Origin of the sequence: Streptomyces sp. NPDC016469 (assembly GCF_040632905.1) — a bacterium.
Taxonomy (GTDB): domain Bacteria; phylum Actinomycetota; class Actinomycetes; order Streptomycetales; family Streptomycetaceae; genus Streptomyces.
Genome location: NZ_JBEYCQ010000043.1, coordinates 1 through 17,859, shown reverse-complemented (window position 1 = coordinate 17,859; position 17,859 = coordinate 1). Strand labels below are relative to the sequence as shown.

At 72.2% G+C, this 17,859-nt stretch carries 21 protein-coding genes and 1 pseudogene; 11 read left to right on the top strand and 11 right to left on the bottom strand.

All coding sequences use genetic code 11. The features are described 5' to 3' along the window. Window positions 1–8: 8 nt before the first annotated feature. Window positions 9–584 carry a helix-turn-helix domain-containing protein gene (locus tag ABZ565_RS32245; protein ID WP_361034844.1) on the bottom strand — a complete coding sequence of 192 codons (576 nt, stop codon included), beginning with the start codon at window positions 582–584 and terminating at the stop codon, window positions 9–11. Window positions 585–654: 70 nt separating this feature from the next. On the opposite strand from ABZ565_RS32245, the gene ABZ565_RS32240 reads away from it, so the two are divergent. Continuing rightward, window positions 655–1,560, top strand: a complete 906-nt coding sequence (locus tag ABZ565_RS32240) for an NADP-dependent oxidoreductase (RefSeq protein ID WP_361034841.1) — start codon at window positions 655–657, stop codon at window positions 1,558–1,560. Here the strand turns inward: ABZ565_RS32240 and ABZ565_RS32235 are convergent. Then, window positions 1,515–1,892: an ATP-binding protein gene (locus tag ABZ565_RS32235; RefSeq protein ID WP_361034838.1), complete on the bottom strand. Its 378-nt coding sequence runs from the start codon at window positions 1,890–1,892 to the stop codon at window positions 1,515–1,517. The two genes, ABZ565_RS32240 and ABZ565_RS32235, sit on opposite strands and share 46 nt — an antisense overlap. On the opposite strand from ABZ565_RS32235, the pseudogene ABZ565_RS32230 reads away from it, so the two are divergent. From ABZ565_RS32230 to ABZ565_RS32220, 3 genes and pseudogenes are all read left to right on the top strand, one after another. Next, window positions 1,815–2,397 (top strand): annotated as a pseudogene (locus tag ABZ565_RS32230) (hypothetical protein). The gene ABZ565_RS32235 and the pseudogene ABZ565_RS32230 overlap by 78 nt on opposite strands. Window positions 2,398–2,401: 4 nt before the next feature. Further along, on the top strand, window positions 2,402–2,875 hold the full coding sequence (locus tag ABZ565_RS32225; protein WP_361034835.1) for an NUDIX domain-containing protein: 474 nt from the start codon (window positions 2,402–2,404) through the stop codon (window positions 2,873–2,875). 55 nt (window positions 2,876–2,930) lie between these two features. Beyond that, window positions 2,931–3,467 (top strand): hypothetical protein, encoded by a 537-nt coding sequence (locus ABZ565_RS32220; protein WP_361034832.1) that lies wholly within the window; start codon window positions 2,931–2,933, stop codon window positions 3,465–3,467. 18 nt (window positions 3,468–3,485) lie between these two features. On the opposite strand, the gene ABZ565_RS32215 is transcribed toward ABZ565_RS32220, so the two are convergent. Next, entirely contained in the window at window positions 3,486–3,782 is a 297-nt protein-coding gene (locus ABZ565_RS32215) for a putative quinol monooxygenase (RefSeq protein WP_361034829.1), read from the bottom strand. A 166-nt stretch (window positions 3,783–3,948) separates the two neighbouring features. Here ABZ565_RS32215 and ABZ565_RS32210 point away from each other — a divergent pair, with 166 nt between their 5' ends. Next, complete coding sequence (locus ABZ565_RS32210; protein ID WP_361034826.1) at window positions 3,949–4,869, top strand: helix-turn-helix transcriptional regulator; 921 nt, start codon at window positions 3,949–3,951, stop codon at window positions 4,867–4,869. Here the strand turns inward: ABZ565_RS32210 and ABZ565_RS32205 are convergent. From ABZ565_RS32205 to eno, 5 genes are all read right to left on the bottom strand, one after another. Continuing rightward, window positions 4,841–6,556 carry a SpoIIE family protein phosphatase gene (locus ABZ565_RS32205; RefSeq protein WP_361034823.1) on the bottom strand — a complete coding sequence of 572 codons (1,716 nt, stop codon included), beginning with the start codon at window positions 6,554–6,556 and terminating at the stop codon, window positions 4,841–4,843. The two genes, ABZ565_RS32210 and ABZ565_RS32205, sit on opposite strands and share 29 nt — an antisense overlap. Window positions 6,557–6,660: 104 nt before the next feature. Then, window positions 6,661–7,422: a DUF4097 family beta strand repeat-containing protein gene (locus ABZ565_RS32200; RefSeq protein ID WP_361034820.1), complete on the bottom strand. Its 762-nt coding sequence runs from the start codon at window positions 7,420–7,422 to the stop codon at window positions 6,661–6,663. 61 nt (window positions 7,423–7,483) lie between these two features. Further along, window positions 7,484–7,957, bottom strand: coding sequence for an N-acetyltransferase family protein (locus tag ABZ565_RS32195; RefSeq protein ID WP_361034923.1), 474 nt, complete (start codon window positions 7,955–7,957; stop codon window positions 7,484–7,486). A 17-nt stretch (window positions 7,958–7,974) separates the two neighbouring features. Continuing rightward, window positions 7,975–8,346: a metalloregulator ArsR/SmtB family transcription factor gene (locus ABZ565_RS32190; RefSeq protein WP_361034816.1), complete on the bottom strand. Its 372-nt coding sequence runs from the start codon at window positions 8,344–8,346 to the stop codon at window positions 7,975–7,977. Between the two features lie 165 nt (window positions 8,347–8,511). Then, window positions 8,512–9,792: a phosphopyruvate hydratase gene (gene eno / locus ABZ565_RS32185; RefSeq protein WP_361034813.1), complete on the bottom strand. Its 1,281-nt coding sequence runs from the start codon at window positions 9,790–9,792 to the stop codon at window positions 8,512–8,514. A gap of 169 nt (window positions 9,793–9,961) precedes the next feature. Here eno and ABZ565_RS32180 point away from each other — a divergent pair, with 169 nt between their 5' ends. Next, window positions 9,962–10,384, top strand: a complete 423-nt coding sequence (locus ABZ565_RS32180) for a MarR family transcriptional regulator (RefSeq protein ID WP_361034810.1) — start codon at window positions 9,962–9,964, stop codon at window positions 10,382–10,384. A gap of 45 nt (window positions 10,385–10,429) precedes the next feature. On the opposite strand, the gene ABZ565_RS32175 is transcribed toward ABZ565_RS32180, so the two are convergent. Then, window positions 10,430–10,978, bottom strand: coding sequence for a DUF1062 domain-containing protein (locus ABZ565_RS32175; protein ID WP_361034807.1), 549 nt, complete (start codon window positions 10,976–10,978; stop codon window positions 10,430–10,432). Window positions 10,979–11,278: 300 nt separating this feature from the next. Between ABZ565_RS32175 and ABZ565_RS32170 the strand changes: the two genes are divergently transcribed. After that, window positions 11,279–12,547, top strand: a complete 1,269-nt coding sequence (locus ABZ565_RS32170; protein ID WP_361034804.1) for a PQQ-binding-like beta-propeller repeat protein — start codon at window positions 11,279–11,281, stop codon at window positions 12,545–12,547. Window positions 12,548–12,609: 62 nt separating this feature from the next. Here the strand turns inward: ABZ565_RS32170 and ABZ565_RS32165 are convergent, their stop codons facing one another. Continuing rightward, window positions 12,610–13,548, bottom strand: coding sequence for a serine hydrolase (locus ABZ565_RS32165; RefSeq protein WP_361034801.1), 939 nt, complete (start codon window positions 13,546–13,548; stop codon window positions 12,610–12,612). A 291-nt stretch (window positions 13,549–13,839) separates the two neighbouring features. Here ABZ565_RS32165 and ABZ565_RS32160 point away from each other — a divergent pair, with 291 nt between their 5' ends. The 4 genes from ABZ565_RS32160 to ABZ565_RS32145 all read left to right on the top strand — a co-directional run bounded on the left by ABZ565_RS32160 (window position 13,840) and on the right by ABZ565_RS32145 (window position 16,773). After that, entirely contained in the window at window positions 13,840–14,160 is a 321-nt protein-coding gene (locus tag ABZ565_RS32160) for a hypothetical protein (protein WP_361034799.1), read from the top strand. Window positions 14,161–14,183: 23 nt separating this feature from the next. Continuing rightward, window positions 14,184–14,684 (top strand): GNAT family N-acetyltransferase, encoded by a 501-nt coding sequence (locus tag ABZ565_RS32155; protein ID WP_361034796.1) that lies wholly within the window; start codon window positions 14,184–14,186, stop codon window positions 14,682–14,684. A 98-nt stretch (window positions 14,685–14,782) separates the two neighbouring features. Beyond that, window positions 14,783–15,466, top strand: a complete 684-nt coding sequence (locus ABZ565_RS32150; RefSeq protein ID WP_361034920.1) for a GntR family transcriptional regulator — start codon at window positions 14,783–14,785, stop codon at window positions 15,464–15,466. Further along, window positions 15,463–16,773, top strand: coding sequence for an MFS transporter (locus ABZ565_RS32145; RefSeq protein ID WP_361034793.1), 1,311 nt, complete (start codon window positions 15,463–15,465; stop codon window positions 16,771–16,773). Before ABZ565_RS32150 ends, ABZ565_RS32145 begins: the two co-directional genes overlap by 4 nt. A gap of 72 nt (window positions 16,774–16,845) precedes the next feature. Here the strand turns inward: ABZ565_RS32145 and ABZ565_RS32140 are convergent, their stop codons facing one another. Then, window positions 16,846–17,670 (bottom strand): maleylpyruvate isomerase family mycothiol-dependent enzyme, encoded by an 825-nt coding sequence (locus ABZ565_RS32140; RefSeq protein ID WP_361034790.1) that lies wholly within the window; start codon window positions 17,668–17,670, stop codon window positions 16,846–16,848. Between the last annotated feature and the right edge of the window lie 189 nt (window positions 17,671–17,859).

Sequence of the window (17,859 nt, the reverse complement as noted above, 5' to 3'; positions counted from 1 at the left end):
CGGGTCCTTCAGGGGCCCGTGGACTCCCAGGCCGCTTCGATCATCCCGAAGACCTCGTCCACCGCGGCCTCCGGATCGGCCGCCTCGCGGGCCAGCGCGTGCGCGTCGACCACGAACCTGGCGATCGTCCGGCAGGCCGTCGGGGTCCGGGACAGCCGGGGGTCGGCGGCGATGGCCGTCGCCAGCGACTCCGCGTGCCGCAGCTTCATCGACTCCTCGTACTCCCGCAGCGAGGGCGACCCGTCGATCATCCGCCAGAGGGGGGCGGCGCCGTCCGCCGTGCAGTGCCGCACCATGGCGTGCATCTCGCGGCGCAGGGCGGGCATGAGCGGTTCCTCCGGTGCGCGGCCGGTGACCGCCTGCGCGAGGCGGTGCTCGAAGTCGGCGTCCTGTTCGAAGACCAGGGCCTCTTTCGAGGCGAAGTGGGTGAAGAGCGTGGTGACGGCCACGTCGGCCTCGGCAGCGATGTCTCGGATGCCCACTGCCTCGTATCCGCGTTCCAGGAAGAGCCGCAGGGCGGTGTCGGCGATCTTCTGGCGGGTCGCGGCCTTCTTGCGCTCGCGGCGCCCGGACTGCACGGTCATGCTCTCACGCTAGCAGGTACGCATCCGTAACGGTTCCAAAAAGCTAACGGTTAGTGTTACGGTCCCCGGCATGAAGAAAGTGAGCTTCGCCGAGTTCGGCGGCCCCGATGTCCTGCGCCTCATCGACGCCGAGGAGCCCCACGCGGGCCCCGGCCGGATACGTATCGCCGTGCGGGCAGCAGGCGTGAACCCCGTCGACTGGAGGGTTCGCGAGGGCCAGGTCCTGGGCGCTCATCCGACCGTGCTGCCCGCCGGAGTCGGGCTGGACGCCGCCGGGGTCGTGGACGAGATCGGTGAGGGCGTCGAGGGCGTGGCGATCGGCGACCGCGTGTTCGGCGAAGGGGCCGACACCTACGCCGAGTTCGCCGTGCTGTCGGCCTGGGCCCGGATGCCCGAGGGGCTGACGTTCGAGGAGGCGGCCGGGTATCCGTCCGTGGTGGAGACCGCTCTGCGCGTCATCGGCCAGGTCGGCGTCCGTCCGGGCGAGACGCTGCTGGTGAGCGGGGCGGCCGGGGGAGTCGGGTCGGCGGTGCTCCAGATCGCCCGCGACCGGGGCATCAAGGTGATCGGCACGGCCGGTGCCGCGAACCAGGACTACGTGCGCGGCCTGGGCGCCCTGGCCACGACGTACGGGGAGGGCTGGGCCGAGCGGGTGCGGCGGCTCGGCCGGGTCGACGCGGCACTCGATCTGGCCGGCGCGGGCGTGATCCCCGAACTCGTCGCGCTGACGGGCGATCCGCACAAGGTGATCACCATCGCCGATCTAGGTGCGCCGGAATTCGGCGTCCGCTTCTCCGGCGTGGCCGGGAGCGTGCCGGACGCGCTCGCGGAGGCGGTGGACCTCATCGAGCGGGGGAGGCTCCACATCCCCGTCGAGAAGTCGTACACCCTCGCGGAGGCGGCCCAGGCGCACGCCGACAGCCGGGCGGGTCACACGCGTGGGCGGCGGGTGGTGGTCGTCCGGTCGGACGCCTGACGGCTCGTGCCGAGCCGGTGCGGGCGCGTCTGTAGCGCGAGTTCGGCGAACACGGTCTTCCCGGCGGCACGCGGCTCGACGCCCCACCGGTCGGCCACCGCGTCCACGATGACGAACCCGCGCCCGTAGCACTCGTCCCGATCGGCCTCCCGGAGTCCGGGCAGCCGTTCCCCTCGCGGGTCGCTGACCTCGATGCGGATGGCTCCGCCGGTGACGCTGAGGTGGACCCGGAAGAGGCGACCGCGCAGGCTGCCGTGGATCAGCGCGCTGGTCGCCCATTCGGCTACCAGCAGCGCGACTTCCCCGGCGCGGCTGCGGCCGGCTTCGCCCACGGCAGCCTCGCCGAGAAGGTCGGCGTCGACCCGAAGTCCGTGGAACGGTGGGTCAACCTCGGCCGAGTCCCGCATCCTCGTCTACGCCGCCGTACACCTGCACGAGGCGTACCCCAGGCTGAACGACCTCCTCAGCGAGCGCGCAGCCGCCGGCTGCACCGTACGAATCGCGCTGGGTGACGCGGACAGCGACCACGTCAGTCGGCGTGGCCGGGAAGAACGGTACGGACACGGCATCGAGTCGCGCTGCCGCCTGGCCCTGATGCACTTTCGCCCCCTCGTCGGCGTCCCTGGCATCGATGTGCGTACGCACGCGACGACCCTTTACAACTCGCTGTACCGGTCGGATGACCAGCTTCTGGTCAACGCGCACGTCTGGGGTGTAAGCGCCTATGCCGCGCCCTTGTGGCATCTGCGCCGTCAGAGCGACGGGGGCATGTTCACGACGTATGCGGTGTCCTTCGACGCTGTCCGGTCCACCGCCACCCCCGTTCAGGAAGGCTGAGCGTATGGCACGCCGCAAGGAGTTCTACGACGACCCGGACGCCCCGGAGCCCAACAGCCTCGTCGTCGCCGCCTCGGCGGTCGTCACTGACGAAGCCGGCCGCATCCTGCTTCAGCGCCGTGGCGACAACGGGCTGTGGGCGCTGCCCGGGGGCGGGATGGACAGGGCGGACTCGCTGCCCGGCACGGCGGTGCGCGAGGTGAAGGAGGAGACCGGGCTCGATGTGGAGATCACCGGGCTCGTCGGTACGTACACCGACCCGAAACACGTCATCGCGTACAGCGACGGCGAGGTGCGCCGGCAGTTCAACGTGTGTTTCACGGCCCGGATCACCGGTGGCCGGCTGACGCTGTCGGACGAGTCGACCGAGCTGCGCTTCGTCGCGCCCGGAGATGTGGACGCGCTGCCGATGCACCACACACAGCGGCTGCGCCTCGGCCACTATCTGGAAGGGCGGGAGCACCCGTATCTGGGCTGACAGTCGCGTATTGGCTTCTCGTGGGCACGCATCGAACGCGTGATGCAATGACCGCATGACGGTGAACCACGCAGATCTGGGACCACTGGAACTCACCGGCGGACGCTGGGGAATCGGGGACGCCACGCGGCCCGGAACCCACTGGGTGGAGTTGCGCCCCGACGGGTTCCAGCAGCACGAGCCGGACGCCGAGGGGGAGTTGGTCCCCTGGGCCAGGGTCATGACCGGCATCCGGATCACCTGGGGCAAGCACGCCCGGAACACGGCCACTAGAGGCGCGTACACGCTCAAGGGCATGGTCGCCGAGCGCGACGGGGGCTGGCTCCACATGACCCTGCGCGACCCGTACGAGGACCACCACCTGCGCTTCGACCAGCACACGAGCCCCTACCGGGCGGTGGACGCTCTCCGGCTGGAGGCCCTGCTGCGGAAGCTCACCGACGAGGGCGGGCTCCGGCTCCTCGGCGACCCGGAATGGGTCGGGCGGGCCGTCGCGTGCCTGGCCGGCGGGAAGAACCGCTGGATCACCGAAGGCGCACTGGAGCGGGCGGTGACGGAGGCCCTGGAGGCGGCTGGTGCCGGCCGCCTCTGACAACCCCGGGGCGTCACGTCACGCGGAGGGCGCCGCGACCAGGCGCCGGATGGTCATCGGCTCGGCGAGGATCAGGTCGAGCACCTCCTTCACGTGCCGGAAGTGGGCGGTGGTGAAGTGCTCGGCGAGTGCCTGCGGGTCCGTCCACTCCTCGACGATCACCATGCGGGCCCCGTCGTCGGGGTCGGTGTAGGGGCGGTAGGCGAGGCAGCCGGGCTCGTCGAGGGACGGCTCGATCATCGCCTCCAGCGCGGTGCGGAGACGGTCCTCCCGGCCGGGGGCGGCCAGGCACTCGGCGACGACGGTGAGGGTCATGCGGGTGTTCTCCCTGTGTGTGAGGCGGACGCCGGGACCGGAAGCGGTCCGGCGCACCCCCACTCTCGGGGTCCGGCGGAGGCCCACCCAGTGGCAGCCGGTGCCTGGGCACGGCATGACCAGGCTGGAGCGGTGACACGCGGGACGCGGCGGGGATACTTGCCGTATGGCACTGGACAGGCGTGCGGAGCTGGGTGAGTTCCTGCGGTCCCGCCGGGCCCGGCTGAGGCCGGAGGACGCGGGACTCCATGACTACGGCGGCCGGCGGCGGGTGCCCGGACTGCGCCGGGAGGAGCTGGCCCTGCTGGCCGGGGTCAGCGTGGACCACTACGTACGCCTGGAACAGGGACGCACCCTGCACTTCTCCGAGGCGGTGCTCGACGCCGTCGCCCGCGCCCTGCGCCTGGACGAGGTGGAGCGCGGCCACCTGTACCGGCTGGCCCGGCCGTGGTCGGAGGCGGACCACTCGCGGGAGGAGGCGTCCCGGTCGCAGCGGGTGCGGCCGGGGCTGCGCCGGCTGCTGGATTCGGCGGCGGACGTGCCGGCGTACGTCGTCGGGCGCAACACGGACGTCCTGGCGTGGAACGGCCTCGCGGCGGCGCTGATCACCGACTTCGGCGCGCTGCCGCCGCGCCGGCGGAACCTCGCCCGCCTGGTGTTCCTGGACGAGGGGATGCGCAGCCTGTACGCCGACTGGCGCGGCAAGGCCGGTGACGTGGCCGCGTACCTCCGGCTCGATGCCGGACGGCACCCGGGCGACCCGGACACCGTGGAGCTGATCGAGGAACTCTCGGCCGCCGGGCCGGAGTTCCGGGAGGTGTGGGCGGAACACCGGCTCAAGGACAAGACCCATGGCCGGTACCTCTACCGCCACCCGGTGGTCGGTGAACTGGACCTCGGCTTCGAGACGCTGCGTCTCCCCGACGACCCGGACCAGGCACTCGTCGCGCACACGGTGGAGGAGGGCTCCCCGTCCGAGACGGCGCTGCGACTGCTGGCGGTGTGGACCAGGGAGAACACGCCCGTGGACGGCCCCCGGGGCCCGGAAGCGCGTGCCGTCACCGTTCGTCCGGTGCGACCCGGATGACGAGTACCGCCACGTCGTCGCGGCGGGGGACCTCCGCGAGGCCGGTGGAGAGGGCTTCCAGGAGGAGGGGCAGGGGCTTGTCCGCGTGCCGGGCGAGCACGGCGGCCGTGTGCGCGGTGCCCGCGTCGATGTCCTCGTCGCGGCGTTCGACCAGGCCGTCCGTGTAGAGGAGGAGCACGCTGCCCGGGGGCAGGTCGTGGGTGTGGTCGTGGCGGGACGGGTCGTCCGACGTGCCGAGCAGGAGGAGGTCGTGGTCGGACAGGGGCGTGACGCCGGAGTCCGGGGTGTGGAGGAGGGGCGGGGGGTGGCCGGCGTTGGACCAGGTCAGGCGCCAGCGGCCGGCGTCGCGTTCGAGGCGGGCGTGCACTGCTGTGGCGCCCACGCCCAGGGGCAGGACGTCGATGGCCTGGTCGATGGCGTGCAGGGCGGCGGCGGGCGAGTGGGCCGGGTCGTCCAGGCTGGCCTGACGGAGCATGCTGCGGATCTGGCCCATCACGGTGGCGGCCCGGACGTCGTGGCCGATCACGTCACCGATGGACAGCATGAGGGCCGTGGGCAGCGGATAGGCGTCGTACCAGTCGCCGCCCACCATGTCCTGGTCGGCGGCGGGCAGGTACAGGGCCGCCATGTCCAGGCCGGGCACCTCCGGCAGCTCCGTCAGCATCGCGGCCTGGAGCTGTTCGGCGGTGCTGAGCCGGTTCGCCACGAAGCGGGTGCGCTCCACCGCCTGGCTCACGTACCCGGCCACCGTGGTGAGGACGGCCTCCTCGGTGGGCGCCAGGACGTGGGGGCGGGACCAGCACCACGTAAGTACCCCGTGCCGGTTCGGCAGCGGTACGCAGAGGACTGATTCGAGGCCCAGCGAGTCGTACCCGGCGACCGCCTCGGGCCCGAAACCGCGCAGGAGCGAGGGGCGGTCCGGTACGAAGACGGTGCGCTGTTCGCGCATGGCCTGCGCGCTGGGGAAGGGCGCGTCCCGGTCGAGACGGTCGATGGCGCTCTCCACCGGCCATACGTCGTCCGGGTCGATGACCCGCCACAGACCCGGGCCGTCGGCCAGGAGCAGACCCACGAACGCGGGCTCGGCAGGCCCCTGGAAGAGGTGGCGCAGGCGGCGGGTCAGGTCCGTGAGGTCGCGGGCGTGGGCGAGTTCGACCGAGGCGCGCAGCAGGAGAGCGGCGTGGTCGCGGTCCCGCTGGATCAGCTCCGTCGCGATCCTCAGCCGCAGCTCCATCGAGCAGGCGGCGGTGAGGTCTTCGAGGTCGTGCAGCTCGTCCGCCGTCCACTCCCGGGGCCGGTGGTCGATCGCGCAGAGCGAGCCCAGGACGTGTCCGTCGGCATCGGTGAGCGGCATTCCGGCGTACGCGATCACCCGGAGGTCGGGGATGGCGAGGCTGGCGCAGGTACGGGGGTGCGTCCGGGTGTCGCTGAGAATCAGCGGCTCGCCGTCCGCGACGACGTGCTGGCAGAAGGAATGGCTCAGAGGCGTCTCGCGCCGGGCTGCCCAGGGGCCGGACAACCCGACCATGCCGGGGAAGACCTGCCGGTCCACCTCCAGCAGCGAGACCAGGGACACGGGGACGCGCAGAACGCGCGTGACCAGCCGCGCGAAGCGGTCCATGCCGGGATCGGCCGCCGCGGTCAGCCCCGCCAGCCGCAGCGCCTCAAGCCTTCCGGGGTTCCTCACCCCGCAGCCCCCGGCCCGGCGGGCGGGAACGGCGCGATGTCCACACAGCGCATTTTATGAGAATACGGGCGATGGTCCCCGCTGTCCTGGCCGGCGGAGACCCCCTATCCCCGCCGGGCCTCCGTGTCGCCGTTGACCGTGCGCAGAGTGAGCCGGTGCGCGTGGTCCGAGCGCTCGGCGACCGGGATGTCCGAGGTCGAGCGGCCATTGACGGTGTGCGCGTCGGTCGCGTACGCGGGCGCGTCGGCCGGAAGCGTGACGCGCGCGGAGCCGTTGCGGGTCACACCGTCGAGCGTGTCCGGAGCGGTGGCGCACTGCACGTCGACGTCGCCGTTGACCGTCTCGGCGCCGATGTCGAGGCCCCGGAGGCCGGTCGCGCGGACGGAGCCGTTCCGGGTCACCAGGTGCTGGCGGGCGCCCTTCGCGCCGGAGTCCTGCACGGTGACGTCGCCGTTGACGGTGCTCAGGCTGAGCGCGCCCCCCACATCGCTCACGTCGATCCCGGCGTTGCGCGCCCGTACGGTGAGCGTGACGCCGGCGGGTACGCGTACGAGGGGCATGCCGCCGCAGTTGTCCCTGGCCCGGTCGTCGCCCTCGTCGCAGGGCAGGTCGAGGGTGTACGTGTCCCCGTCCCCGTCCCCGTGGGCGAGGACCGAGTCGTCCACCGTGACGTGGTCGCCGTCCGTCCCGACGACCCGTACGCCGCCCTGGGTGGTGATGACGAGGCGGGCGTCCCACGCGAGGGGGGCCGTCCGGAATTCCGCTCCCCGCTCGTCCGCGCGGCCGTGGCCGCAGGCGGTCAGCACCAGCAGCGCGCACCCGGCCAGGAGCACGCGGCCCTTCGCTTCGCTCCGGAATGAGGTCATGGGAGGCGTGTGCCCCGAGGGGCGGGGTTCACCGGGGCGGTACGTGCCTGCTCCCCCGGGGTCAGGTGATCGCGGGGCTGCGGCGCTCCACCAGGACGACGTCGCGCCAGACGCCGTGGTGCCGGCCGATGCGCTCCCGCGTACCGATCACCCGGAAGCCGGCGCGTTCGTGCACGGCGAGGCTGGCGGTGTTCTCCGGGAAGATGCCGGACTGCACGGTCCAGATCCCGGCCCGGTCCGTGGAGTCGGTCAGCGCTTCGAGCAGCGCGGAGGCGATCCCCCGGCCGCGGGCTTCCGGGTGGACGTAGACGGAGTGCTCGACCACCCCCGCGTACGCGCACCGGTCCGAGACCCGGCTCGCCGCGACCCAGCCCAGCACCGCCCCCGCCCCGTCCACGGCGGCGAAGCGGTGCGCGGACAGCTTGCCGGTGTCGAACGCGGGCCAGGACGGGGCCTCGGTCTCGAAGGTGGCGTTGCCCTCGGCGATACCCGCCGCGTAGATCGCGAGCACCTGCTCCGCGTGCTCCGCCGTCATCGGCACGATCGCCGTGCTCACCGGCCCCCCTCCGCGGTGGGCAGCGTGAGCAACTGGCCCATGCCGGCCAGCACGGACGGCTCGACGCGGTAGTAGACCCAGGTCCCGCGCCGCTCGGAGGTGAGGAGCCCCGCCTCCTTCAGCTTCTTCAGGTGGTGCGAGACGGTCGGCTGCGAGACGCCGACGTCGGAGATGTCGCACACGCACGCCTCGCCGCCCTCGTGCGAGGCCACGGCGGAGAACAGCCGGAGGCGGACCGGGTCGCCCAGTGCCTTGAACATCCGCGCGGCCATCTCCGCCTCCGGGGCGGTCATCGGGCGCTCGGCCAGCGGCGGGCAGCACGGCACCACCGCGTCGGCTCCCAGGAGGGGCGGCTTCGTGTTCGGCATACGTCTATGTTGACACATGTCGAAACAGAATGAGGGAGTCGCCGCGGATGCGACCCGCCACCGCCGAGTCGCCCGCCGGGCGGGTCTTCCCGCATGCGCCCAGGGCCCGTCCGGCGGATCTGCGTGCCAGGCGTCGCGGGCCCGCGAAGTTCCGCCGGACAGGGCCTAGCGGGCGCGCAGCGCCTCCGTGCCCGCGTACCGGGCGCTCGCGCCCAGCTCCTCCTCGATGCGGATCAGCTGGTTGTACTTGGCGGTGCGGTCGGAACGGGACAGGGAACCCGTCTTGATCTGGCCGCAGCCCGTGGCGACCGCCAGGTCCGCGATCGTGGTGTCCTCCGTCTCGCCCGAGCGGTGCGACATCACGACCGTGTAGCCGGCGCGGTGCGCGGTGGACACCGTGGCCATCGCCTCCGTCAGCGTGCCGATCTGATTGACCTTCACCAGGACCGAGTTGGCGACCCCGGAGGCGATGCCCTCGCGGAGCAGGGCGTCGTTCGTGCAGAACACGTCGTCGCCCGTGAGCTGGCAGCGGTCGCCGACGCGGGCGGTCAGCTCCCGCCAGCCGTCCAGGTCGTCCTCGGCCATCGCGTCCTCGACCGACACGACGGGGTAGGCGTCGATCAGCTTCACCAGGTAGTCCGCGTGCTCCGAGGAGGTGCGGCGTACGCCTTCGCCCGCGTAGTCGTACACGCCGTCGCGGAAGAACTCCGACGTCGCCGGGTCCATCACGAGCCCGATGTCCGTGCCCGGCCGGTACCCGGTGCGCTCGACGGCCGCCACGACGAAGTCCAGCGCTTCCTCGGCCGTGCGGAGGGCGGGCGCGAAGCCGCCCTCGTCGCCGACGCCCGTGGAGTGGCCGGCGGCGAGCAGGTCCCGGCGCAGGGTGTGGAAGACCTCCGAGCCCATGCGGACCGCCTCGGCGAAGGTCTCCGCGCCGATCGGGGCGATCATGAACTCCTGGAAGTCCAGCGGATTGTCGGCGTGGGCGCCCCCGTTGACGATGTTCATCATCGGGACGGGCAGCAGCCGGGCGTCCGACCCGCCCAGGTACCGGTAGAGCGGGAGACGGTGCGCAGCCGCCGCGGCCTTGGCGGCTGCCAGCGAGACGCCCAGGATCGCGTTGGCGCCGAGCCGGGACTTCGTGGCGGTGCCGTCCGCCGCGACGAGCGCGGCGTCCAGCCCGGCCTGGTCCTCCGCGTCCCGGCCGGTGACGGCCTCGGTGAGTTCGGTGTTGACGTGGCGCACGGCCTGGTCGACGCCCTTGCCGTGCCAGCGGGCGGGGTCGCCGTCGCGCAGCTCCACGGCCTCGCGGGCGCCGGTCGAGGCTCCGGAGGGGACCGCGGCCCGGCCGAGCGAGCCGTCCGAGAGGACTACGTCCACCTCGACGGTGGGGTTGCCCCGGCTGTCCAGGACGCGGCGGCCGGTGACGGAGGTGATGGCGGTCATGGGAGTCCTTCCCGTTGTCGCGTGCCGCGGTCCGGCTGCGACGACGGTGGCGCGGGACCCGGCGTCGATGACTCTACAGCAATGCTGTTCAGTCAGGCTGATCAGTTGTGCTGAACAGCTCCGCTGTTCACTCCGCTGTCCTGTTTCCGCCCCCGCGTTAAAGTGCGGTATGCCCCTCCCGGAATCCGCCTCCATCGCCGCCGAGCTGCGCACAGCGATGGGCAAGCTCACCCGCCGCGTGAAGCTTGAGGACCAGATGCCGCTCGGCCAGGTGGCCGTGCTCGGCGAGCTGGACCGCAACGGCGCCATGACCACCAGCGAGCTCGCCGCCAATCAGCGGGTGCGGCCGCAGTCCATGGCGCGCGCGGTCGGGCTGCTGATGGACCAGGGGCTGATCACGCGCCGCGCTCACCCCACCGACGGCCGCAAGAGCCTGGTCGAGCTGTCGGAGGCCGGGCGCGCCCTCCTGGAGGAGGAGCGGGAGCGCCGGGCCGACTGGCTGGCCCGCGCGATCGACGCGGAACTCAGCGAGGAGGAGCGCGCGTTGCTGGCCCGCGCGATCGGGCTCGTCGGGCGGCTGGCCGCGCACTGAGGGTGGTGCGGGGGCCGGTGCTGCGAGGCGCCGGCCCCCGCCGCCTCACCGCTTCAGCAGAAAGCCGAAGTCCGTCGACGTCCGCCCGGTCAGGCGCGTCGCCGAGACGAGGTTCCCCTCGGCCAGCAGGCGTTCCGTCTCGCCCCGCGAGAGGCCGAAGCCGTCCGCGATCAGGCGCAGCGGGCGGACGGAAACGGGGGCTTCGAAGCGGACCGACACCTCGGCCACCTCGTGGTCCAGGTGATCCGCGCCCCCGGTGTCCAGGCGCCACGCGCCCGTCCAGTCGAGGGCTATGCGGTTGCGGTGCCGCACGACGCCGTCCCGCAGGAGTTCGCCCGCCAGGGCCGGGTCGTTGGCGTGCATCCGGTCCAGCAGTTCAGGGCGTACGGAGCGGACGTGCGCGCGCTCCAGGATCGTGACCTTGGTGGTGTCCCCGCACCCCGTGCAGAGCGCGAGGAGCCAGGCGTCGAGCAGCTTGTGGTTCGCGTTCACGCGGAACTTGCCGTGCGCCCGGAAGGTGCCGGACGCGCAGGCGTGGCAGCGGCGCAGGACGAGGGGCAGGCGTGTGGGCATGACGGCCCAATGGATGAGCACAGGTGTACACCGGTTTCCGTGTGAGAAATCCGCAGCAGGAAGCAGCGCGGCGCACAGGCGCGACGCGCGACAGATCAGCAGTGGGGAGGTCTCACGCGATGTACAACGGAACGCCCTTCCAGGGGACGGCAGATGCGGCCCCGCGCCGCGAACGGCAGGGGTCCGGCTGGACGGTAGCGGGGCGGGACGGGTGGCTGCCACCGGTTTACGCCCGGACCTCGTCCCCCGAAGAGTCGGGCCATTAAGGTCGTTGTGATCGCAAAGAGTGCGAAGAGTACGACGAGCGGGCCAGGGGGAGCGATGGGCGGGAGAAGGACGGCACACCGGTGGGCGGTCGTCACGGCGGGCGCCGTACTGGCGGCGGTGTCGCTGACCGGCTGCGGGGGCGGTGACGGCGACGGCTCGGACGGCGCGAAGGCGGCCGAGGGGTCCAAGGGCGGCGGAGAGGTGAAGAAGCCGGCGCGGCGCGCGTTCGACCCGCCTGTGCGCTTCAACAGGACCCATGAGGTCGAGCTGACGGGTGCGGGGCAGCCGAGCACCTCGAGCGGTGAGGCGCTGCGCCCCGCGGTGAGGCTGGTGGACGGGGTCGCGTACATCGCCGCCGGGGACGGGCTGGAGGCGGTCGACACCTTGACCGGCGACACCAAGTGGTACGTCGATACGAAGAACGAGGCCGACCGGGGCGGCTTCGGGAGCGAGCGGGTGCCGCCGCTCGTCTCGGAGGACGGGAAGACCGCGTACGCCGCGTGGAACCGCAAGGTCGTGGGCGGGGGGACCATGCCGGACCGATACGTGATCGAGGTGCTGGCCGTCGACACCGCCACCGGCAGGAAGACCTGGTCGGCCGAGATCCCCTCCGACCCCAGCTCCACCGGGCTCGCCGCCAACCCGATCGGGGCCGACGGCAACCTCGCCCCGCAGGTCGTCGGGGTGGACGCCGGCATCGCGGTCGTCACCGACGCGGACACCACGTACGCGCTCGACCCCGCCACCGGGGCCGTCCGCTGGAAGAAGGGCGACTACCGGGCGCTGAACCTCGCCGAGGGCGTCGTGGCCGGCGGCGAGGAGACCGGGTACGCCCGGGGCAGGCTGCTGGGCGTCGACGCGCGGACGGGGAAGCCGCGGTGGACCGTGGCCGGCGCCCGGCAGCCCGCCCACGCCGCACCGGAGTTGCTGAGCGCGAACCTCGACGACCGGACGGTCGTCGTGGACGCGGTGACCGGCGAGACGCGGGTGAGCTTCGACAGCCGGGACTGGCGGTGCCTGGACGACGCCCGGTCGCTGGTCGCCTGCTCCAAGCACGGGTACAGCGCGTCGGACCGCGGGATCGTGGTCTTCGACCCCGCCACGTTCCGGCACAAGTGGGTGCTGCCCGACCACTCCGGACGCTCGGTGCCGAGGGTCACCGGATTCTGGCACGGCGCCCTGTACGGGGAGGTGGGCGAACGGCCGGTCGTCCTGGACGGGAACACGGGCAAGGACCGCGAGACCGAGCCGAGGGTGGCCCCGGTCGAGATCGACCGCTACGGCGGCGTGGAGGGAACGGCCTTCGTCCCGGCCGAGCGCTGACGCCGGGAAGAGCGGAGGGCCCCGCACACCAGGTGTGCGGGGCCCTCCCTCGTACAAGAGGCTTACCTCTTGAAGCCGTAGTCCATCAGCTTCTTCGCGTCCGACGTGCGGTTCGTCTCCGACGACGAGGTCAGGACCGTGCCGATCATCGTCTTGCCCTTGCGGGTCGCGGCGAAGACCAGGCAGTACTTGGACGCCGGGCCGGAGCCGGTCTTCACGCCGATCGCGCCGCTGTACGTGCCCAGCAGCTTGTTCGTGTTGGTCCACGACATGTAGCGGTAGCCGCCGCTCTTCGTCGTGACCTTCTGCTTGGTCGACTTCGTCTTCACGACCGTGCGGAACGTGGAGTACTTCATCGCGCTGCTCGCGAGCTTCGTCAGATCGCGCGGGGTCGAGTAGTTGGACCCGTTCCCTATGCCGTCGAACGAGTCGAAGTGCGTGTTCTTCAGGCCGAGGGTCTTGGCGGTGCTGTTCATCTTGCCGATGAACGACTTCACCCGCGCCGCGCGCGTCTGGCCGGAACCGAACTTGTCCGCCAGCGCGTACGCGGCGTCGCAGCCCGACGGCAGCATGAGGCCGTAGAGCAGCTGGCGCACGGTGACCTTGTCGCCCACGATCAGCCGCGCCGAGGACGCGCCCTTGGAGACGATGTAATCGCTGTACGCCTTCTGGATCGTGACCTTGGAGTCCAGGTTCAGGCCCTTCTGGGCCAGCACCACGCGCGCGGTCATGATCTTCGTCGTCGAGCCGGTGGAGCGGCGGGTGTCCGCGGCCTTGGTGAACAGCGTCTTTCCGGTGCCGTTGTTCATCACGAAGCCGCCCTTGGCGACGATCGAGGGCGCCTTGGGCGCGGCGGCCCGCGCCTTGGCGAAGTAGGGCGCCTTGGGCGCGGCGGCCTGTGCCGTGGAGGCGAACGCGCCGCCCGCGATCAGGGCGCCCGTGGTGAGGGCCACCGTGACGGTCGCCGAGCCGCGCCTTATGCCCTTAATGCCGAGTTTCAAAGTGAACGCTCCAAATGCCCCTGAAGGGCGGCCACATGAGGGTGCCGCCGCGCTGATAAGACGAACGACCGCGTCGCTTGGTTGGGCCCACGCGTGGGTGATTTTTTACGACATCCAGGGGTGGTGGGGCGGTCTGCGGCGTTCGCGAGGCGATGGAGCGCGGTGGCCAGGGGCTACCATCGGCGTCACATCCCAGCCCCTGTGCGCGAGGTCCGGCACCGGGGCCGGCGAACCGGCCCGACGCACCCGCAGCGACAGGTGCGCCGAGCGCCCCGGAGGCCGGAGGTCATCGTGGACGACGTCGTGCGTGCGCAGGAGTCCGTCAGGGCATACGGCGAGCTCCTCGCCCTCGCCGAGCGCCTGGAGGCGCTCCGGCAGCTGGGTGTGGACGGGGTCGAGGCGCATACGACGGCCGCGCTGCACGCGGTCCGCTTCGCCGCGACGATCCTGTGGCGGACCGTGCCGGACGTGCCGGGGCCGGACTACCGGCAGGACGAGGAGCGCCTGCTCGAACTGGCCGCGCACTGGCGCGAGGCGGCGCTCGGCCTCGGCGAGTTCGCGCCCCAGCGTCCGACGCTGCGGCTGGTGGAAAACGACGGGTCGTCCGCGTAGCGGCTGGGATAGCCTCCCCCGGCATGACACCTTCCCTGCGCAGTGAGCGCCTGGTCCTCGAACCGTATGTGCCCGCCGACGAGGAGGACTTCGTCGCCCTCTTCGCGGACGACCGGGTCTCCCGCTGGATGGGCGACGGCCCCGAACCGGAGGACAGCAACCGCGCCCTGTTCGCCCGCGTCTTCACGCACGTGTACGAGCCGGAGGCCTTCGACGTCTGGGCCGTGCGCCGGAACGGCCGGATGGTCGGCCATGCGGAGATCAAGCCGTCGAAGGCCGTCGAGGGACATGAGCTGATCTACGCCCTGGCGCCCGAGGCGTGGGGCCGTGGCCTCGGCACCGAACTGGCGCGGACGATCGTCGCGTACGGCTTCGAGGTGCTGGGCCTGGACCAGGTGTACGCGACCGTGGCCGAGCCGAACGCGGCGTCGTTGGCGGCCCTGCGGAAAGTGGGGTTCCGGCACGTCAGGGACATCGCCGAGGAGGACGGGAGCACGACGCTGCTGCTGGCGCGCAGGCGGTAGCCGGCCCAGCCCGGTCGTTCACATCGTGGACGGGCCGACACTTGCGTGCATGTTGTATCTATGCTGTGTGCATGCCTGTCCCCGCACCTGCCCCCTCCATGCCCCACGGCTCCACACCCGCGACTCCGCCCGCGACTCCGCCCGCGAAGCGGCCCCCGGCCGCCGAGCGCGTCTACACGCACGTCAAGGACGCCGTCCTGGACCGCCGCTACGAGGGCGGCACCCTGCTGACCGAGGGCGGCCTCGCCGAGGCCGTGGGGGTCTCGCGCACGCCGGTGCGCGAGGCGCTGCTGCGCCTTGAGGTCGAAGGGCTGATCAAGCTCTACCCGAAGAAGGGCGCCCTGGTGCTCGCCGTCTCCGCCCAGGAGATCGCGGACGTGGTCGAAACCCGGCTGCTGGTCGAGGAGTTCGCCGCCCGCAAGGCGGTGCCCGCGTCCCCGCAGCTGATCAGCCGGCTGGAAGCGCTCCTGGAGGAGCAGCGGCACTTCTCCGACGCCGGCGACCTGGCCACCGTCTCCGTCAAGGACCGCTGCTTCCACGCCGAGATCGTCCGCCACGCGGGCAACGAGATCCTGTCCCGCCTCTACGACCAGCTGCGCGACCGCCAGCTGCGGATGGGCGTCGCCGTCATGGAGGCGCACCCGGACAGGATCGCCGCCAACATCGCGGAGCACGGCGAGCTGCTGGAGGCGATCAGGTCCGGTGACGCGGAGTCCGCCGCCCAGGTCGTGCGCCGCCACGTCGGCCGGGTCAAGGTGCTGGTCCGGGGTGAGGACCGGTGAGTTCCGCCGCCGCGCCCACCCTGCCCCTGCCCGGCGACCCGCCCGGCGGCCGGCGTGCCGTCCGGGTCTGGGGCGTCGGGGTCGCCGTCTACTTCGTCGCCATCATCTTCCGGACCAGCCTCGGCGTCGCCGGACTCGACGCCGCCGACCGGTTCGACGTCAACGCCTCGGCGCTCTCCACCTTCTCGATCCTCCAGCTGCTCGTGTACGCGGGCATGCAGATACCCGTCGGCCTGATGGTCGACCGGCTCGGCACCAAGAAGGTCCTCGCCCTCGGAGCCGTCCTGTTCACGCTCGGCCAGCTCGGCTTCGCGCTCTCCCCCACGTACGGCACGGCGCTCGCGTCCCGCGCGCTGCTGGGGTGCGGCGACGCGATGACGTTCATCAGCGTGCTCCGGCTGGGGACGCGCTGGTTCCCGGCCCGGCGCGGGCCGCTGATCGGCCAGGTCGCCGCCCTCTTCGGGATGGCGGGCAACCTGATCTCCACGCTGGTCATCGCCCGCGCCCTGCACGGCTTCGGCTGGACGACCACCTTCGTCGGCAGCTCGCTGGCCGGGGTCGTGGTGCTGGTGCTGCTCCTGCTCTTCCTCAAGGACCACCCCGAGGGCTACGAGCCGCCGCCCGCGCAGCACGCCGGCGGGGCGTACGTACGCAAGCAGATCGCCGCCTCCTGGCGCGAGCCCGGGACCCGGCTCGGGATGTGGGTGCACTTCACCACGCAGTTCCCGGCGATGGTGTTCCTGCTGCTGTGGGGGATGCCCTTCCTGGTCGAGGACCAGGGGCTCGGCCGGGGGACCGCGGGTGAGCTGCTGACCCTCGTGGTGCTCTCGAACATGACGCTGGGGCTCGTCTACGGGCAGGTGATCGCCCGTCACCACGCGGCCCGCGTCCCGCTCGCCCTCGGCACGGTCGGCACGACGGCCGCGCTGTGGGCGGTGACCATCTTCCACCCGGGGGACCATGCGCCGATGTGGCTGCTGGTGGTCCTGTGCGTGGTGCTCGGGGCGTGCGGCCCGGCCTCGATGATCGGCTTCGACTTCTCCCGCCCGGCCAACCCGCCGGAGCGCCAGGGCACCGCGTCCGGCATCGTCAACATGGGCGGCTTCGTCGCCTCGATGACCACGCTGCTCGCGGTCGGCGTGCTGCTGGACGCGACCGGGGACAACTACCGGGTGGCGTTCTCGTCCGTCTTCGTCCTGGAGGCGCTGGGCGTCACGCAGATCCTGCGGCTGCGCGGGAGGGCCGCGCGCCGCGAGCGCGACCACCACGTGATCAGCCGGGTGGAGGCGGTGCACGTGCCGGCGTGACCCGGTGAACGGCGGCGCGCCCGTCCCCCGTCGCGGGGGCGGGCGCCGCTGTGTGCCGGGGCTCTCAGGGGGCTACGGGGTGACGGCGAAGTGCCGGAGGATGGCGTCGGCCAGCTCCTGGTCGCCCTCGGCCTTGACCCGGTCCGCGACGGCGGCGGGCCGCACCCGGCCGCAGGCCAGCCGCAGGTACGTCTCCCAGTCCATGGACAGCGTCACGACGGGCCCGAGCGACGGGGCGACGTCCAGCGAACCGCGCCCCTCGGCGTCGACCCGTACGGTGCGCATGAACTCCAGCGGCCCGTGCACGTCCAGCACCACGGCGGAGTCGGCCGGTGCGCCGGCCCTCTTGGCCACCACCTTCGGCAGCCCCAGCAGCAGCACGTCGCGGGCGACCGGGGCGCCGGGGGAGTCCAGGTTGCCGGGCCTGCCCAGGGCCGTCCGCAGGTCCTGCTCGTGCACCCAGACGTCGAACGCGCGCATCCGCAGCGCCGTCTCCAGGGTCTGCTCGGCGCCCAGCGGCGCCCGCACCATGGTCTCCGGGTCCCGCGTCTCGTTCCGCAGCTGCCGGGAGCGGCGGATGATCGTGTACTCCAGCTCGGAGGTCATCTCCGGCGCGGTGTGGTGGCGCCGGACGTCGACCTGCATCTCCATGTAGCGGGCGAAATCGCTCTGCACGTGGAACAGGTCGCGCGGCAGGGTGTGGATCGGGCGCGGGTCGCCGAGCTGTTCGCACTCCATGCCGATGATGTGCGAGACGATGTCGCGCACGGACCAGTTCGGGCAGGGCGTGCGGCCGTTCCACTCCCCCTCGGCGAGCGGGCTCACCAGCTCGGCTATCGACTCGATGGAGTGGGTCCAGGCGTCGGCGTAGTTCTGGAGGCTGGGATGGACGGTCACGGGACCCCTCGTGCGGTTCTGCGGTGCATGGGCAACTGGGCGCGGACGGTCGGGCTGCGGGCTGCGGGCGGCGATGAGGTTCGGTGGCTAAGTTACGCTGCGAGCAGGCACCCCGGCAGTGCTTTCGTGTGACGATCGTAGGCCGGTGTTGACGGCTCGAATGCCAGGACGGTGGTAGTGTGCGCGCCT

Excerpts from the sequence above, each read along its gene's own strand:
- ABZ565_RS32245 (WP_361034844.1), bottom strand. The coding sequence starts at position 584 with ATGACCGTGCAGTCCGGGCGCCGCGAGCGCAAGAAGGCCGCGACCCGC.
- ABZ565_RS32240 (WP_361034841.1), top strand. The coding sequence starts at position 655 with ATGAAGAAAGTGAGCTTCGCCGAGTTCGGCGGCCCCGATGTCCTGCGC.
- ABZ565_RS32225 (WP_361034835.1), top strand. The coding sequence starts at position 2,402 with ATGGCACGCCGCAAGGAGTTCTACGACGACCCGGACGCCCCGGAGCCC.
- ABZ565_RS32220 (WP_361034832.1), top strand. The coding sequence starts at position 2,931 with ATGACGGTGAACCACGCAGATCTGGGACCACTGGAACTCACCGGCGGA.
- ABZ565_RS32215 (WP_361034829.1), bottom strand. The coding sequence starts at position 3,782 with ATGACCCTCACCGTCGTCGCCGAGTGCCTGGCCGCCCCCGGCCGGGAG.
- ABZ565_RS32210 (WP_361034826.1), top strand. The coding sequence starts at position 3,949 with ATGGCACTGGACAGGCGTGCGGAGCTGGGTGAGTTCCTGCGGTCCCGC.
- ABZ565_RS32200 (WP_361034820.1), bottom strand. The coding sequence starts at position 7,422 with ATGACCTCATTCCGGAGCGAAGCGAAGGGCCGCGTGCTCCTGGCCGGG.
- ABZ565_RS32195 (WP_361034923.1), bottom strand. The coding sequence starts at position 7,957 with ATGACGGCGGAGCACGCGGAGCAGGTGCTCGCGATCTACGCGGCGGGT.
- ABZ565_RS32190 (WP_361034816.1), bottom strand. The coding sequence starts at position 8,346 with ATGCCGAACACGAAGCCGCCCCTCCTGGGAGCCGACGCGGTGGTGCCG.
- eno (WP_361034813.1), bottom strand. The coding sequence starts at position 9,792 with ATGACCGCCATCACCTCCGTCACCGGCCGCCGCGTCCTGGACAGCCGG.
- ABZ565_RS32180 (WP_361034810.1), top strand. The coding sequence starts at position 9,962 with ATGCCCCTCCCGGAATCCGCCTCCATCGCCGCCGAGCTGCGCACAGCG.
- ABZ565_RS32170 (WP_361034804.1), top strand. The coding sequence starts at position 11,279 with ATGGGCGGGAGAAGGACGGCACACCGGTGGGCGGTCGTCACGGCGGGC.
- ABZ565_RS32155 (WP_361034796.1), top strand. The coding sequence starts at position 14,184 with ATGACACCTTCCCTGCGCAGTGAGCGCCTGGTCCTCGAACCGTATGTG.
- ABZ565_RS32150 (WP_361034920.1), top strand. The coding sequence starts at position 14,783 with ATGCCCCACGGCTCCACACCCGCGACTCCGCCCGCGACTCCGCCCGCG.